Origin of the sequence: Caulobacter sp. HMWF025, from assembly GCF_003060965.1 — a bacterium.
GTDB lineage: Bacteria > Pseudomonadota > Alphaproteobacteria > Caulobacterales > Caulobacteraceae > Caulobacter.
In genome coordinates this window covers 1-14,721 of the sequence record NZ_QAII01000078.1, presented here as the reverse complement: position 1 = coordinate 14,721, position 14,721 = coordinate 1, and the positions used below count along the sequence as shown (strand labels likewise).

Genomic DNA, 14,721 nt, shown 5'->3' with positions numbered 1-14,721 from the left:
GCCGCCTCGATGTCCGAGCGGATGCCGAACAGGTTGTCGGGCAGGTGCTCGGCACGGATCGAGGTGCGCCCCGCCATCATGCCGCAGCCGATGTCGACGCCGACCGCCGCGGGGATAATCGCCCCCTTGGTGGGGATCACCGAGCCCACGGTCGCGCCCATGCCCCAGTGCACGTCGGGCATGACCGCGACGTGCTTGTGGATGAACGGCAGGCTGGCGACATTGCGCAGCTGCTTGAGGGCGGAGTCCTCGATCGGAACCCCTTGAGTCCACGCCTTGATGGGCGCGCCGTCGCTTTCGATATGTGTGAAGCCGCTCATGGGCTTCTCTCCTCTTGCTCCCCCTCCTGGCGACGGGGCCGGCAAGATTTCCGCACAAACGAAAAACCCCTCCGGCTCAAGGCCAGGAGGGGCTGTTTCGGACTTCCCGAGTTCGGATCGAACCCTAGACCGTGCTCCCCTCCCACGCGCGCGCGTTCGTCCGCTCGACCAAGCGGTCGAACTGGCAGAACATCGGCAGGTAGGTTGGGGCTTTGTGCGCCATGGTTCTCGTCTTTCGGGAGGCGGGCGATTACAGCGTTCTGCCAGATCGCGCCAGAGTCGCCGGATGGATGTGACGCGGAAGTTGCATCCTGTGGCCGAACGGGCACAGGGCGTGCGGAGGTGGGGTGCGACAAAGTGTCCATGCGGCGTTAGGTCGGACTTAGTCTCGCCATGGCAGGGCTAGTCGACCCGTAGACCGTCGAGCCCCGTTTTATGACCCGACCTGAGACCCGCCTCTCGATGCCCCTGGCCGCCCTGGGCCTGGCCATGGTCGGCATTCTCGTCGGCGTTTTGCTGCTGATTTCGGCGCGCGTCGATCACAACGCCATGCTGCACGACCAATCCCTGGTCGAACGGGGGCTGGTCGCCAAGACCCGCGACCTTGAAAGATCGATCGCGCCCCAGACCGTCTGGGACGAAGCGGTCGACAGGCTGGGCAATCGGTATGATCCGGTGTGGGCCCGTGAGAACATCGGGGCCTATCTGCTCGGGCAGTCCGGATTTGACCTGATCTTTGTTCTCGACGGCCGTGACCAGGCCATTTTCAGCCAGAAGGTCGGCAGCGATCTCGAGCCGGGCTATTTCTCGCGCCACAGTGCAAGCTTCAACGGGGTTCTCAAGGCCGTTCGGGACCTGGAGCGCCTCAAAAAGCCCGTACAGGGGCCGCGCCCGGACGGCGGCCTGGTGTCGTCCCCGCTCCAGCAAAGCTCTTTCGAGCTGATCGGCAGTGAAACCTATCTGGTCACGGCCAGCCTGGTGCAGCCGGATTTTGGCCGGGTCCTGCCCAGGGATTCCAAGGCTCCGATCATTGTCACGGCGCTCAGGCTGGATGCAGCCTTTCTGCTGGCCATGTCGAACCGCTTTCTTCTGGCCGGCATTCACCTCCATCCCGGCGAAGCGACCCCCCAGGGCCAGGATGCCCGGGTCGCCATCCGGAGCCTCGAAGGTCCCGTTGTGGCGACCCTGGACTGGACTCCGCCCCGACCCGGCCAGGCCCTGCTGCGTAAGGCCGGCCTGCCGATCCTGCTGGTCGTCGGCGGCCTGGCCGCCTCTGTGGTGGTCTTTGCCGTCCGCAGCCGCCGTATTGCCCGCGGTCTGGTCGCCAGCGAGGCACGGGCTACACACATGGCGCGCCATGACGCCCTGACGGGCCTGGCCAACCGCAGCCTGTTTGACGATCGGCTGAGCGAGGCGCTTAGGGGCCTGAGCCGCCGGCGGGGGACGATGGCGGTTCTCGGCATCGACCTGGATCGCTTCAAGGCCGTCAATGACAGCCACGGCCATAGCGCCGGCGACGAACTGATCCGTCTGATGGCTGGACGACTGACCGGGCTCTGCAGGGCCAACGAAACGGTCGCGCGCCTGGGCGGGGATGAATTCGCCGTCATCGCCCCGAACATTGATCCGTCCGGCGCGGCGGCCCTGGCCGAGCGGCTGGTCAAGGCCCTCAGCGAGCCCGCTGATCTCAGCTGTGGCCAGGTCTTTGTCGGCGGTTCGGTCGGTGTCGCCGTCATCGACAGTGCGGAGGCGCATATCGGGGCCGCTGAAGCGGCCCGGCGGGCCGATGTCGCCATGTATCGCGCCAAGGAACAGGGTCGTAATCGCTACTGCTTCTTTGAAGTCGAGATGGATGCGGCCCTGAAGGCCCGGCGGGGGCTGGAGCTCGATCTCCGTCGCGCCCTGGCGGAGGGCGGGGTGCATCTGGCCTACCAGCCCCAGGTCGATGCCCGCGGACAGATCATCGGCGTTGAGGCCCTGGCCCGCTGGATCCACCCGACCCGGGGCGAGATCTCACCCGCCATCTTCGTGCCCCTGGCCGAGGACTGCGGTCTGATCGAGGCGCTCGGCCGGCAGGTCATGCGCCGGGCCTTTGCCGACAGCCGTCGCTGGTCCGGGATCAAGGTGGCGGTCAATGTCTCGGCCCTGCAGATGCGCCAGGACGACTATGCGAGCGAGGTCGCCGGCCTCCTGATCGAGACCGGCGCCAGCCCGCGCAACATCGAGCTCGAGATCACTGAAGGGGCTCTGCTCGGCGATGACGAAACCACCCATCTGACGATTGAGCGCCTGCGGGCCATGGGCTTTTCCCTCGCCCTGGACGACTTCGGAACCGGCTATTCCAGCCTCAGCTATCTGCGGCGCTATCCGATCGACAAGATCAAGATCGACCGCAGCTTCATTACGCCGCTGGGTGACGACGCCGAAGCCAGTGCCCTGGTCGCCTCGATCGTCGGCCTGGCCTCGGCCCTGAACCTGGCGGTGATTGCCGAAGGGGTCGAAACCGATCAGCAGCGGCGTCAGCTGCAGAGCATGGGCTGCGCCGATGCCCAGGGCTATCTGTTCAGCGCGGCGATCGCGCCTGAGGCCGTGGATGCCATCCTGTCCGCCGGTGGCCAGGTGAACGCAGCCGTCTCCAGGGCGACAGGCTGAGGCCGGTCGCACCGGCCCGGCCTGTCGGAGCCTCGGTCGCTCGCCCTACCGGGCCCCGGGCCTCACCTGGTCGAGCAGCAGCCGGTACTGGGCATCGACCATCGGCTGATTGGGATCGTGGCCGGCGCGGGGCACCAGGACCAGGGCCTTTCGGGGTGCCGTCAGGCCGTCAAAGAAGCGCTGGGTGACGTCGGCTGTCGTCAGCAGGTCCTCGGTGCCCTGCAGCAGGAACACCGGCGTCTCGAACCGCGCGCCAGGAGCGGCCAGCTCGACGCCCGAGAACATTCCGTCCCCCTTGAAGCCGACGAACTGCAGGAAGGAGTAGTCCTCGCCCGCCTCATAGTCGGCGAGGGCCTTGGGTGTCGCGTAGTCACCGGCCGGCGACCACCAGGTCTGGGGGAAGGGATCGGTCTTCAGGGCCTCGTACTTCCGCACGGCGCGCCGGACGACCCCGAAAGCGCGCGGATTGGCCCAGGGTGGCGGGCCCAGCGCCTCCAGCCGGCCTGCCGTTTCCTGGTCACCGGCCGCCCGGGCCAGGTCCAGCAGCCGGGCATAGGTGGTGGCCTGGTTGTCGCGATAGCTGACGATCTGGGAGGTGCCGACATAGGCGTGGAACAGGTCCGGCCGCGTCCGGGCCATATTGACGCCCAGGATCGAACCCCAGGAACTGCCCATCAGGATGACCTTCCGGGTGCCCAGATGCTGCACCAGATAGGTCGCTACAGCGATGCCGTCGGTGGTCATCCCCGCGACCGTGAGGCTGTCGGTCTCTGCCGGCGGGCTGCGACCAAGGGTCATGCCGGAACCGCGCTGATCCCACTGCACCAGGGTGAAGTCCCTGGTCCATGCGCCATAGATCGCATCGGCAAAGGGGCTGAGCGGATTGCCCGGTCCGCCGTGCAGGAACAGGATCACGGGATTGTCGCAGCGATCGCCCCTGATGGTGATCCACTGGTCGATACCACCGATCCGGACGAAGCCCTTCTCGTCCAGGCTCTGGGCGGGCGACGTGCAGGCCGGGGTCGGGGCGGGGACCGCGCGAGCCAGGGTCACGCCCGGCGCGAGGGCGACGAGCGCGGCAAGGATCAGGTGCAGGGGCTTCGGCATCGGCGGCATCCTCGACAGGAAGGCTCGACCGGGGCGGCGATTTCGCCGCCTGGGCCAGACGAAAGACTCAGAACCCCGGCCGGACCTCGACCGAGACCACGGCGCGGGGCGAGCGTGAGGGGCGCAGGTCGCCGTCGACCACCACCCGGTACGGTCCCTCGCGGGCATCCAGCGGCTGGCCGTTGACCGTGTCGGCCAGGATCACCGGATTGGCGCGATAGACCGGGTCGGTTTCGGCGATCGACAGGATGCTGGCAAAGCCGTCGGCGGCCCGCAGCACCACGATCTGGTTCAGATAGCGTCCCATCAGCCGCTCGCCCGCCACGACCCCGGCCTTCAGCAGGGCCTCGTGCAGGACCGCGCCTTCATAGACGACGCTGGCCCCCTTGACCGTGATCGTGGCCCGGGCGCGCGGCAGGGCCCGGATCTCGGCCGGGGTCAGGACCACCGAGTCGCGCCCCTGGACGGTGACCTTCAGGTCCTGGGCCAGGACGGGGGTGGCGATCAGGGTCGCGGTGACGAGGGCCAGGGCCAGGAGCTTGCGCATGACGGCAGGGTGGCGCAGCCCCTGCGCCATGTCACGCCGGTTTCAGCGTATGCAGCAGCGGATAGAGCGAGGCGACCAGCAGCACGGCCATGGTCAGGTTGAAGGCGCGCAGGGCAGCGGGCCTGTCGAGAAAGGGCCGCAGTCCCTGTCCGAAACCGGCCCAGGCCGCGCTGCACGGCGCGCCGACCAGCATGAAGGTGCCGGCCACGACCAGCACCGCCAGGGCGCCGCTGCCCTCGGGCGTGTAGGTGGTCACCGCGCCAAGGGCCATGGCCCAGGCCTTGGGGTTCAGCCACTGGAAGCCGGCGGCCTGCAGGAAGCTCATGGGCCGACTACCGGCCGAGCGGTCGCTGACGCCAGTGGCGGTGGCGATCTTCCAGGCCAGCCACAGCATATAGGCCGCGCCGGCCCATTTCAGGATGTCGTGCAGCACCGGCACCGCCCGGAACAGGCCCGAAAGGCCAAGGCCCATGGCCACCACCATCACCGCCAGGCCGACGCTGATCCCGAGGATGTGCAGGATCGTCCGGCGGAACCCGAAGTTCGCGCCCGAGGCCAGCAGCATCATGTTGTTGGGGCCGGGGGTACCGGCGGTGGCGAAGGCGAACAGCACAAAGGCGAGCAGCAGGTCGGGGGTCATGGCGGGACTCCGGGGATCGAGAATGTCACCGTGATGTTCCTGATTGATCCATGAGTCAAAATAAGTATTGTCATGATGACAATCAGGAAGTCCCCATGTCCGTCTGGTCTCCCGTCCTGCCTGCCGGCGATGCGCCGATCTATGAGCGCCTCGTCGAGGCCCTGCGGGCCGACATCGCCTCCGGGGCCCTGGGCGCAGGCGAGCGGCTGCCGCCGCAGCGCGACCTGGCCCATCGCCTGGGCCTGGGGCTGGGCACGGTCACCCGCGCCTATGTCGAGGCCGAGAAGGCCGGACTGGTCGAAGCCCATGTCGGACGCGGCAGCTATGTGCGCGGCGGCGGGGCCCTGCGGTCGGGCTCGGACGAGGCCGGGCCGGTCAATCTGGCCCAGAACATCGCGCCGTCCGGCCCAGCCCAGGCCCGGCTGGCCGAGGCCCTCAACCGGCTGCGGCGGCGCGGCGATCTTTCGGAGGCGCTCGGCTATGCCCCGGCGGCGGGGTTTGAGCGCCAGCGTCAGGCGGGGGCGGCCTGGCTGGCGCGGGCCGGCGGGCTGGCGACGGCCGACTGGACGCGGATGATCTGCACCGCCGGGGCCCAGCAGGCCCTGGCCCTGGCCTTCGAGGCCGTGGCCCGGCCCGGGGATGCAATCCTGTGCGAGGCCTCGACCTTCCACGGGGCCAGGGCCCTGGCCGAACACCGGGGCTACCGGCTCAGGGGCGTGGCGATGGACGAGCAGGGGCTGCGGCCGGATGCCCTCGAGGCGGCGGTCCGCGAGACCGGGGCCCGGGCCGTCTATCTGCTGCCGACCCTGCAGAACCCGACCGGCCGGATCATGGGCGCGACCCGGCGGGGCGAGATCGTCGCCCTGGCCCGCAGGCTGGATCTCTGGCTGATCGAGGACGACGTTTACGGCATCTATGCCCCTGACGCGCCGCCCCCGCTGGCGGTCCTGGCCCCGGAGCGGACCTTCCATGTCTCCGGCGTCTCAAAGTCGCTGGCCCCCGGCCTGCGGGCCGGGTTCCTGATGGTGCCGCCGGGTGACTTCTTCGAGCGGGTGCTGCGGGCCGTCCGCGCCCTGGCCTATGCGCCGCCGAGCTTCGGCGGGATGATCGCCGGGCAATGGATCGAGGACGGCACGGCCGACCAGATCGCCGCCGAGGTTCGCGACGAGGTCACCGCCCGCATGGCCCTGGCCCGGCGGATCCTGGGTCCGGCCCTGGAGGCCCCGGCCAGTCTCTCGGCCCCGCACCTCTGGCTGCCGATGGCCGAACTGGAGGCCGAACGCCTGGCCGGACGGGCCCTGCGGGCCGGGGCCGAGCTGACCCCGCCCGGCGCGCCGGTGGTCGAGGCGGGGCTGGAGACCGGCGTGCGGCTGTGCCTGGGCGCGGCCCGTGACCGCGAGGATCTGGAGCGCGGCCTGCACATCGTCGCCGCCGCCCTGGCCGGCACCGACGCGCGCTCGAGCGCCGTCATCTGAATTGCGGCTCAGGCCTGCTGGCCGAGGCGCTCCCAGCCCTCGAAGAACGGAAAGCGCTGCGCCCAGAAGGCTGCCAGTCGGGGATCGGCGTCGACGCGGCGGACCACCTCGCTCATGCCCGGCGCGGCCTCATAGAAGCGCACCCGGCGCGGGCCCCAGCGGCTGATCACCGTGACATAGAGGTCCAGTACTGTGATCCGGTCGCCCAGCAGATAGGGCCCGCCGAGGGTTCGGCTGAGCGGCATCAACTGGCTGTCCATCATCGCCCAGCAGTCGTGGATGCGGTCGGCGGTGGCGGCCTTGACCCGGGCCTGGGCCCCAGGATCGTCGCCGACCAGCCGGGCGGGCTCGTCGCGCACCCAGAACAGGGCATAGATGGCCGCCGAGACATAGGTCATCCAGCGCAGGAACTGGCCGCGATGCGGTGAGTCGAGGCCGGGCGCGAGGCCCGAGTCCGGATGGTTGTCGGCCAGCCAGATCAGGATGGCCGCGCTCTCGGTGATCGTTTCACCGGCCGGGGTGACCAGGGCTGGAATCTGTTTGAGCGGATTGACGGCAGCGACCTTGGCCTGCTCGGACTCGCCTTCCCAGGTCGGCGCCTCTATGACCACATAGGCCTGCCCGAGCAGGGTCAGGGCCGCCTCGATCGGCACCGAACCCGAGCCGAGCGCGCCGAAAATGGTGTAGGGTGTGTTAACCATCAATTAAGAAACTACCCACAACATGTTGTGTGCTGCGACCAACTGACCACTAGATGGCCCTGTTGGCTGCGCTACGAAGAGAGCCTAACCCGTCTGTCCGATTCGTGTCCGCCTGCGCTTGGAGCCGCCCTCGATGTCCGCCCAGTTGATCACCCTTCCCGGCCTTCTGACGCCATCGGCCGCCTACAAGCCGTTCCGCTATCCCTGGGCTCACGAGTTCTGGAAAAAGCAGCAGCAGGTCCACTGGATGCCCGAGGAAATCCCGCTGGGCGAGGACCTCAAGGACTGGGCCGTCAAGCTCAATGACCGGGAGCGCAATCTGCTGACCCAGATCTTCCGCTTCTTCACCCAGGCCGACATCGAGGTCGCCGACAACTACATGGAACGCTACGGCCGGGTGTTCAAACCCACCGAAGTGAAGATGATGCTGTCGTCGTTCGCCAACATGGAGACCATCCATATCGCGGCCTATGCGCTGCTGCTGGAAACCATCGGCATGCCGGAGAGCGAATTCGGCGCGTTCATGGAATACCAGGCCATGCGCGACAAGCACGACTTCATGCAGAAGTTCGGCGTCGAGACCAATGCCGACATCTGCCGCACCCTGGCGATGTTCGGGGGCTTCACCGAAGGCCTGCAGCTGTTCGCCAGCTTCGCCATGCTGATGAACTTCCCGCGCTTCAACAAGATGAAGGGCATGGGCCAGGTCGTGTCGTGGTCGATCCGCGACGAGAGCCTGCACTGCGAAGGCATCATCAAGCTCTACCACGCCTTCAACGCCGAGACCGGCGCGGTGACCAAGTCGGTGGCCGACGACATCGTCGACTGCTGCAAGACCGTCGTGGGCCTGGAAGACAAGTTCATCGACCTGGCCTTCGAGGCCGGTGAGATCCAGGGCATGACCCCGGACGACATCAAGAAGTACATCCGCTTCATCGCTGACTGGCGCCTGCGCCAGCTGCAGCTGCCGGAAGTCTACGGCATCAAGGAAAACCCGCTGCCCTGGCTGCAGAGCCTGCTCAGCGGCGTTGAGCACGCCAACTTCTTCGAGGCCCGCGCCACGGAATATTCCAAGGCTGCGACTCGCGGCCAGTGGCACGGCGGCGAGGGCGTGTGGTCCAGCTTCGACCAGATGATGGCCAAGCGCACCGGAAATTCCCTGCCGGCGGAGTAATCTGCGCCTTCTCCCCTTGCGGGAGAAGCGCCTGCCCCGGCCAAGACCGGGGCCACCCTCTCCCTAAAGGGGAGAGGGTTTTGTTTTGAGTGGAGTCCCCCATGACCACCATCGCCCTGATCGGTCCCGGCGCGGTGGGCGGTACGATCGCCGCCTGGCTGGCCCAGAACCCGGCCCTGTCGGTGACTGTCTGTGCCCGCAAGCCGTTTGCGGGTCTTGAGATCCAGACGCCCGGCGGACCGATCATCGCCGATCCGGCCGTCCTGACCGATGCTGCCGCCGCCACGCCCGTCGACTGGGTGCTGATCGCCACCAAGGCCTATGACACCGCCTCGGCCGGGGCCTGGCTGGACGCCCTGGTCGGGCCGCAGACCCGGCTGGTGGTGCTGCGCAACGGCGTCGAGCACGTCGAGCCGTTCCTCGACCGACTGCCCGTCGCGCGGATCGTTCCGGCGGTGGTCGACATCCCGGCCGAGCGCGATGCCCCGGGCCGCATCCGCCAGCGCCGTGACGGCTGGATCAAGGTGCCCGACGACGCGGCTGGGCGGGCCTTTGTCGCCCTGCTGGCCCATACGCCGATCGCCGCCGAGGCGGTGGCCGACTTCAAGACGGCGGCCTGGCGCAAGCTGGCTCTGAACTGCGCCGGGGCGGTCAATGCCCTGATCCTGCAACCCTCGGGCATTGCCCAGGATGACGGCGCGGCGGCGGTGATGCGGTCCCTGGTGGCCGAGTGCGTGGCGGTGGGCCGGGCCGAGGGCGCTGACCTGCCGGACAGCCTGGCCGACGAGGTCATCGACGGCTACCGCAGCGCAGCGCCGGACGGCATCAATTCGCTGCATGCCGACCGGCTGGCCGGCCGGCCGATGGAGCTGGACGTCCGCAACGGCGTCATCGTCCGGCGCGGAGCCGCGCACGGCATCGCGACCCCGGCCAATGCCATGGTCGTCGCGCTGATTCAGGCGGCGACCCGGCCCTGACGGTCGGGGCCGCCCGGGATCAGGGGCGATACTTCTTGGGGATGGCCGCGATCTCTTCCGGCGTCATCTTGGTGATGGTCCGGGCGCGGATCGGGACCGACATGCCGTAGCCGTCGGACACGCTGAGATCGAGGTCGAGCGGGGCACAGATCCGGTCGCTGCCGCGCACCACCGACACCAGGTGCGAGCCCGGCCATTGCAGCTGGCTGGACCCGTGGGCGAGGTCGAGGCGATAAACGTCCTTGGAGCGCACCTTCAGATACAGGGTGTCGCGATCCGGTGCGGTCCAGCCGTGCCAGTCCGACAGGTAGAAGCAGGTCCGGGCCGGCTTGGCGGCGGGCGCAGCGGCGGCTTCCTGGGCCTGGACGGCCGTGGCGGCGAGGCCGCCGGCCAGGGCCACGGCCAGAAGGCTGCCGCGAGCGAGCGAGATGACGTCGGTCATGAGTTCGGTCCTTGCGATCCGTAAGCCCCTCGACCGGTAGATTGGACCGACCGGGGGTGGAGTCAACCGGGGCGTCAGGCCTTGGCGGCCTGGGCCTCCTCTTCCGGCATGTCGTCCAGCTCGCCCTCCCACTTGGCGACCACGGCGGCGGCGACGCTGTTGCCGACGACGTTGGTCGCGCTACGGCCCATGTCCAGCAGGTGATCGACACCGAGCACGAGCGCGATCCAGGCTTCCGGCAGGCCGAAATAGGTGAGGGTGGCCATGATCACCACCAGCGAGGCGCGCGGAACGCCGGCAATGCCCTTGGAGGTCACCATCAGCAGCAGCAGCATGAAGATCTGCTGGGCCACGGTCAGGTGCACGCCGTGGGCCTGCATGATGAACATGGTGGCGAAGGTGCAATACAGCATCGAGCCGTCGAGATTGAACGAATAGCCCAGCGGCAGGACGAACGAGACGATCCGGCGACGCACGCCCACCTTGGGCAGGCTGTCGAGGATGCGCGGATAGGCGGCTTCCGACGAGGCGGTCGAGAAGGCCAGCAGGGTCGGGTCGCGGATCACGCCGAACAGCGGGATGACCCGCTTACCCAGCACGGCGGCGCCGGCCAGGAACAGCAGCGCCCAGAGCACGCCCATGGTGGCGTAGAAGCCCAGCACGAACTTGCCGTAGGTGGCCAGCATGCCCAGGCCCTGGGTGGCGATGGTCGAGGCCAGGGCCGCGAAGATGGCCAGCGGGGCCAGCTTCATCACGAAGCCGGTGACCTTCAGCATGATCTGGGCGGCCTGTTCGACCAGTTCCAGAACCTTGGGGGCCTTGTCGTCGAGGGCGGCCACGGCCGTGCCGACAAACAGCGAGAAGACGACGATCTGCAGGATCTCGTTCTTGGCCATGGCGTCGAAGATCGAGGTCGGCACGAGGTGGGTGATGAAGCCCTTCAGGGTGAAGGCGTCGGTCGAGGCGGCGGTCTTGGTGCCGGCGATTTCCAGATGGGCCATGTTGAGGCCCGCGCCGGGGTCCAGCAGGTGAACCATCAGCAGGCCCAGCACCAGCGAGACGGCCGAGGCACCGATGAACCAAGTCATGGTCTTGGCCCCGATGCGGCCGACGGCGGCGGCGTCTTCCATGTGGGCCACACCGGCGACCAGGGTCGTGAAGACCAGGGGCGCGATGATCATCTTGATCAGGCGCAGGAAGATGTCGGTGACGATCGACAGGTTGCTGGCGGCAGCCTTGGCCTGGACCGGGTCGAGGAACTGGTTGCAGGCCCAGCCCACGGCGACCCCGAGGATCATGGACGCGATGATCAGATAGGCAAAACGCTTGTTCATGACACTCCCCTGGAACGCCCCCGGCGCCGGCATTCTTTTTGGCTCTGACCGATCCGACGAAGCGGGGGCATGAACCCGCCATGGCCGGCCCGGATCGTGAACCTGTTCGCCCTTGTGGCCGACAGGCGCGGGTTCGTCCATGCCCTTCGCGCTGCCGACGGCGACACAAAGGCCCGCGGCTGCAAAGCGGTCAGCCGGCGCGCGTCGCCTGTGCGGTCTGTCTGGCCCCGGCGCGCCTGCAGGCGCGTCATGCCCGATGACACCTCGCTTTCAGGTCATCGCCCGAAGTAATAGAATTATTATTTAGTGGTCCGGGCGTCTCGCCAAGGTCACAAAACAGCGCTATAAGACGCCATGTCGAACCAAGAAAAAGCCATCGCTGTCGTCGAACAGCTGAACCAGGAATACGAGCGCGCCGTGGGCGCCCTCCGCACCGCCCTCAAGGCCTATCTGGACACGGGCACCCGGCCCGATCCGCAGGACCGCTTCAACGGGGCCTTCGCCTATCCCGAACTGCGCCTGACCTATGACCCCGAAGCCCTGCCGCCCAAGCTGGCGCGCTCCTATGCCCGGGTCAGCCGTCCGGGCGTCTATGCCACCACCATCACCAAGCCGCTGCAGTTCAAGGCCTATCTGGTCGAGCAGCTGACCCTGCTGATGAACGACTTCGACGTCGAGATCGAGGTCGAGCGCTCGCGCCAGGAAATCCCCTATCCCTATGTGCTGGACGCCAGCATCGACCTGAACCAGGCCGATGTGCGCTCAGAGGATATCGCCCGCTTCTTCCCGACCACGGACCTGGCCTTCATCGGTGACGAGATCGCCGACGGCGTGTGGGATTCTGCCCTGGAAGAGACCCGGCCGCTGGCCCTGTTTGACGGCCTGCGCACCGACTTCTCGCTGGCCCGGCTGAAGCACTATACCGGTGCCCCGGCCGAGGACGTGCAGCAGTTCATCCTGTTCACCAACTATCACCGCTATGTCGACGAGTTCGTGCGCTGGGGCATCGAGCAGCTCGGCCAGCCGGGCACTCCCTATACGGGCCTGTCCTGCTCGGGTGGCCTGCTGATCACCGCCGACACCGTCAATCCGGAACAGGCCGTCGCCGAGTCGACCTGGCGCAAGCACCAGATGCCCGCCTACCACCTGATGACGCCCGACGGGAACGGCATCACCCTGGTCAATATCGGGGTGGGTCCGTCCAACGCCAAGACCGTCTGCGACCACCTGGCCGTGCTGCGCCCGCAGGCCTGGCTGATGATCGGCCACTGCGGCGGCCTGCGCGATACCCAGACCATCGGTGACTATGTGCTGGCCCACGCCTATCTGCGCGACGACCATGTGCTGGACGCCGTCCTGCCGCCGGAAATCCCGGTGCCCTCGATCGCCGAGGTGCAGCGCGCCCTCTATGACGCCGCCAAGTCGATCAGCGGCGACAGCGGCGATCAGCTGAAGAAGCGCCTGCGCACCGGCACCGTGGTCACCACCGACGACCGCAACTGGGAACTGCGCCACAGCCTGTCGGCCCTGCGCTTCAACCAGAGCCGCGCCGTGGCCATCGACATGGAAAGCGCCACGATCTCGGCCCAGGGCTATCGCTTCCGCGTGCCCTACGGGACCCTGCTGTGCGTGTCCGACAAGCCGCTGCACGGCGAGATCAAGCTGCCGGGCCAGGCCAATGCCTTCTACGAGCGGGCGATCAGCCAGCACCTGCAGATCGGCATCCTGACCTGCAAGCTGCTGCTGGAAGAGGGCCCCAACCTACATTCGCGCAAGCTGCGGGCCTTTGACGAGCCGCCGTTTAGGTGAGGATTGCTGTGGGGGCGATCGCCGGCCCCCACCTGACCTGCTTCGCAGGTTGTCCGCCCCCACAGGGGGCAGATGTCTTCGTCTTCCCCCTCTGGGGGAGGACGGCAGCGTAGCCGCTAGGAGGGGGTGAGTGGCTCCTAAGCCTCCTCCACCCACGCCTTGATCAGCTGATGGGCAATGGCCAGGGCGGGCGGGGCGAAGGCGCCGTCCAGCTCGCCGCGGATCAGGGCGGCGGCCTCGGTCTTGCTGAACCAGCGGACCTCTTCCAGCTCGGTCTGGTCGGGCCGGGCATCAGCACTGTCGACCTGGGCGATCAGGCCCATCATCAGCGATGAGGGCCACGGCCAGGGCTGGCTGGAGTGGTAGCGCACGCTGGTCGCTGTCAGGCCGGCCTCTTCCTTCAGTTCGCGGGCACAGGCCTCCTCGATGGTTTCGCCGGGCTCGAGGAAACCGGCCAGGGCCGAGAACATGCCGGCCGGCCACATCGCCTGACGGCCCAGCAGGCACTTGTCTTCGTGCACGGCCAGCATGATCGCCACCGGATCGGTGCGCGGGAAGTGCTCGGCCTTGCAGGAGGGGCAGGCCCGCTTCCAGCCGGCGTCGCCGACCTCCGAAGGCTGGCCGCAGGCGCTGCACCAGCGATGGCGACGCCGCCACTCGAACATCGAACGGGCCGTGGCCAGGATGCCGGCATCGGCCGGGGGCATGGAGGCGGCGATGCCGCGCAGTTCCTCGAAGCGTCCCAGACCCTGCAGCGGGCCCTCGGCCGGATCGGCGGCACCTTCCAGGTCGACCGCGAACACGGCGATGTCTTTCCACAGGCCCAGGAACAGCAGCCGCTCGGTGCCGCCGGCCAGGTCCTGGGCCATGTCGGCGCGCAGATAGGCGATCTGGACCCCGGCGGGCTTGCCGTCCTCGCCCGGAAGGTCCTCGACCAGGGGCTTGCCGTTCCAGACGGCGACGGCGAGAGAGCCGGCATCGGCCAGCTTTTCGGCGATCCACGCCTCGTCGCCGCGCCGCTCACTGGCGCGGTCGAGGGGATTGCCGGCGAAGATGTTGGTGATGATCGATAGGGCCATGCTGACTCTCTAACCCAGTGGGGCAGAGTCGTCACGACGTCGCACAGACTTGCATGGCGTCTTGCATCCGGGCGCATGAGTCGCGATATAGGCCTCGGAGATCGGTGACGGGCGGAGTCCTCGCCAATCTGGTCAGGGCCGAGAGGCAGCAGCCACAACGAGTTTCGCTCCGGGTCGTCTGCCGGTCTCCACCTTTCCCCCGCAAATCCGTCCGCATCCGGCCCTCATTGACAGGCCGAGCCTTTTGCTGGGCGCTTGGGCGCTCTACACTGCGGCGCATGGCCGACCACGACGACCTCACCGCCGATTCCGCGCCGCCGTGGGACGAAGAGCCCGCCGAGCGGGACGAGAACACGGCTGACATTTTCGGTGCCCCGCCGCCGGCCCCCGCCGCTGCGCCTGCGCCGCGCGCCGCCCCGGTGGTCGCCGACACCCCGCCGGACAGCGGCGCGGCCTATACCGTG

Annotated in this window: 13 protein-coding genes, 1 other RNA gene and 2 pseudogenes; 8 read left to right on the top strand and 8 right to left on the bottom strand. The window is 68.1% G+C overall.

All coding sequences use genetic code 11. The annotated features are described in order from the left end of the window. Positions 1-320, bottom strand: a 320-nt coding sequence (locus DBR10_RS09270; RefSeq protein ID WP_146187834.1) for an RtcB family protein, incomplete at its 3' end; no start/stop codon positions are given. Between the two features lie 435 nt (positions 321-755). On the opposite strand from DBR10_RS09270, the gene DBR10_RS20395 reads away from it, so the two are divergent. Continuing rightward, the gene (locus tag DBR10_RS20395; protein WP_108505353.1) at positions 756-2,972 is read left to right on the top strand and encodes a bifunctional diguanylate cyclase/phosphodiesterase; all 2,217 of its coding nucleotides are present in this window, start codon (positions 756-758) and stop codon (positions 2,970-2,972) included. Positions 2,973-3,017: 45 nt separating this feature from the next. Here DBR10_RS20395 and DBR10_RS09260 read toward each other — a convergent pair whose 3' ends face one another. The 3 genes from DBR10_RS09260 to DBR10_RS09250 form a co-directional block, all read right to left on the bottom strand. After that, complete coding sequence (locus DBR10_RS09260; RefSeq protein ID WP_108505352.1) at positions 3,018-4,079, bottom strand: alpha/beta fold hydrolase; 1,062 nt, start codon at positions 4,077-4,079, stop codon at positions 3,018-3,020. Positions 4,080-4,146: 67 nt separating this feature from the next. Next, positions 4,147-4,656 carry a molybdopterin-dependent oxidoreductase gene (locus DBR10_RS09255; RefSeq protein WP_233243343.1) on the bottom strand — a complete coding sequence of 170 codons (510 nt, stop codon included), beginning with the start codon at positions 4,654-4,656 and terminating at the stop codon, positions 4,147-4,149. A gap of 1 nt (position 4,657) precedes the next feature. Beyond that, positions 4,658-5,266 carry a LysE family translocator gene (locus DBR10_RS09250; protein ID WP_108505351.1) on the bottom strand — a complete coding sequence of 203 codons (609 nt, stop codon included), beginning with the start codon at positions 5,264-5,266 and terminating at the stop codon, positions 4,658-4,660. Positions 5,267-5,361: 95 nt separating this feature from the next. On the opposite strand from DBR10_RS09250, the gene DBR10_RS09245 reads away from it, so the two are divergent. Then, positions 5,362-6,741, top strand: coding sequence for an aminotransferase-like domain-containing protein (locus DBR10_RS09245; protein WP_108556283.1), 1,380 nt, complete (start codon positions 5,362-5,364; stop codon positions 6,739-6,741). 8 nt (positions 6,742-6,749) lie between these two features. On the opposite strand, the gene DBR10_RS09240 is transcribed toward DBR10_RS09245, so the two are convergent. After that, the gene (locus tag DBR10_RS09240) at positions 6,750-7,442 is read right to left on the bottom strand and encodes a glutathione S-transferase family protein (RefSeq protein WP_108505944.1); all 693 of its coding nucleotides are present in this window, start codon (positions 7,440-7,442) and stop codon (positions 6,750-6,752) included. 133 nt (positions 7,443-7,575) lie between these two features. On the opposite strand from DBR10_RS09240, the gene DBR10_RS09235 reads away from it, so the two are divergent. The 3 genes and pseudogenes from DBR10_RS09235 (at position 7,576) to DBR10_RS09230 (ending at position 9,593) form a co-directional block, all read left to right on the top strand. Next, entirely contained in the window at positions 7,576-8,616 is a 1,041-nt protein-coding gene (locus tag DBR10_RS09235; protein WP_108505945.1) for a ribonucleotide-diphosphate reductase subunit beta, read from the top strand. 1 nt (position 8,617) lies between these two features. After that, positions 8,618-8,680 (top strand): annotated as a pseudogene (locus DBR10_RS20470) (hypothetical protein); the annotation flags it as partial. A 37-nt stretch (positions 8,681-8,717) separates the two neighbouring features. Next, positions 8,718-9,593, top strand: coding sequence for a 2-dehydropantoate 2-reductase (locus DBR10_RS09230; RefSeq protein WP_108505946.1), 876 nt, complete (start codon positions 8,718-8,720; stop codon positions 9,591-9,593). A 19-nt stretch (positions 9,594-9,612) separates the two neighbouring features. On the opposite strand, the gene DBR10_RS09225 is transcribed toward DBR10_RS09230, so the two are convergent. Together DBR10_RS09225 and DBR10_RS09220 are read right to left on the bottom strand one after the other, a co-directional pair. Continuing rightward, entirely contained in the window at positions 9,613-10,035 is a 423-nt protein-coding gene (locus tag DBR10_RS09225) for a DUF6491 family protein (RefSeq protein WP_108505947.1), read from the bottom strand. A gap of 74 nt (positions 10,036-10,109) precedes the next feature. After that, complete coding sequence (locus tag DBR10_RS09220; protein WP_108556282.1) at positions 10,110-11,369, bottom strand: dicarboxylate/amino acid:cation symporter; 1,260 nt, start codon at positions 11,367-11,369, stop codon at positions 10,110-10,112. Positions 11,370-11,723: 354 nt separating this feature from the next. Between DBR10_RS09220 and DBR10_RS09210 the strand changes: the two genes are divergently transcribed. Then, entirely contained in the window at positions 11,724-13,178 is a 1,455-nt protein-coding gene (locus tag DBR10_RS09210) for an AMP nucleosidase (protein ID WP_108489554.1), read from the top strand. A 137-nt stretch (positions 13,179-13,315) separates the two neighbouring features. On the opposite strand, the gene nudC is transcribed toward DBR10_RS09210, so the two are convergent. Next, positions 13,316-14,257, bottom strand: a complete 942-nt coding sequence (gene nudC / locus DBR10_RS09205; RefSeq protein ID WP_108490387.1) for an NAD(+) diphosphatase — start codon at positions 14,255-14,257, stop codon at positions 13,316-13,318. 98 nt (positions 14,258-14,355) lie between these two features. Here nudC and ffs point away from each other — a divergent pair. Further along, an RNA gene (gene ffs, locus DBR10_RS09200) (signal recognition particle sRNA small type) lies at positions 14,356-14,448 on the top strand. 87 nt (positions 14,449-14,535) lie between these two features. After that, positions 14,536-14,721, top strand: a pseudogene (locus tag DBR10_RS09195) (DNA polymerase III subunit gamma/tau); the annotation flags it as partial.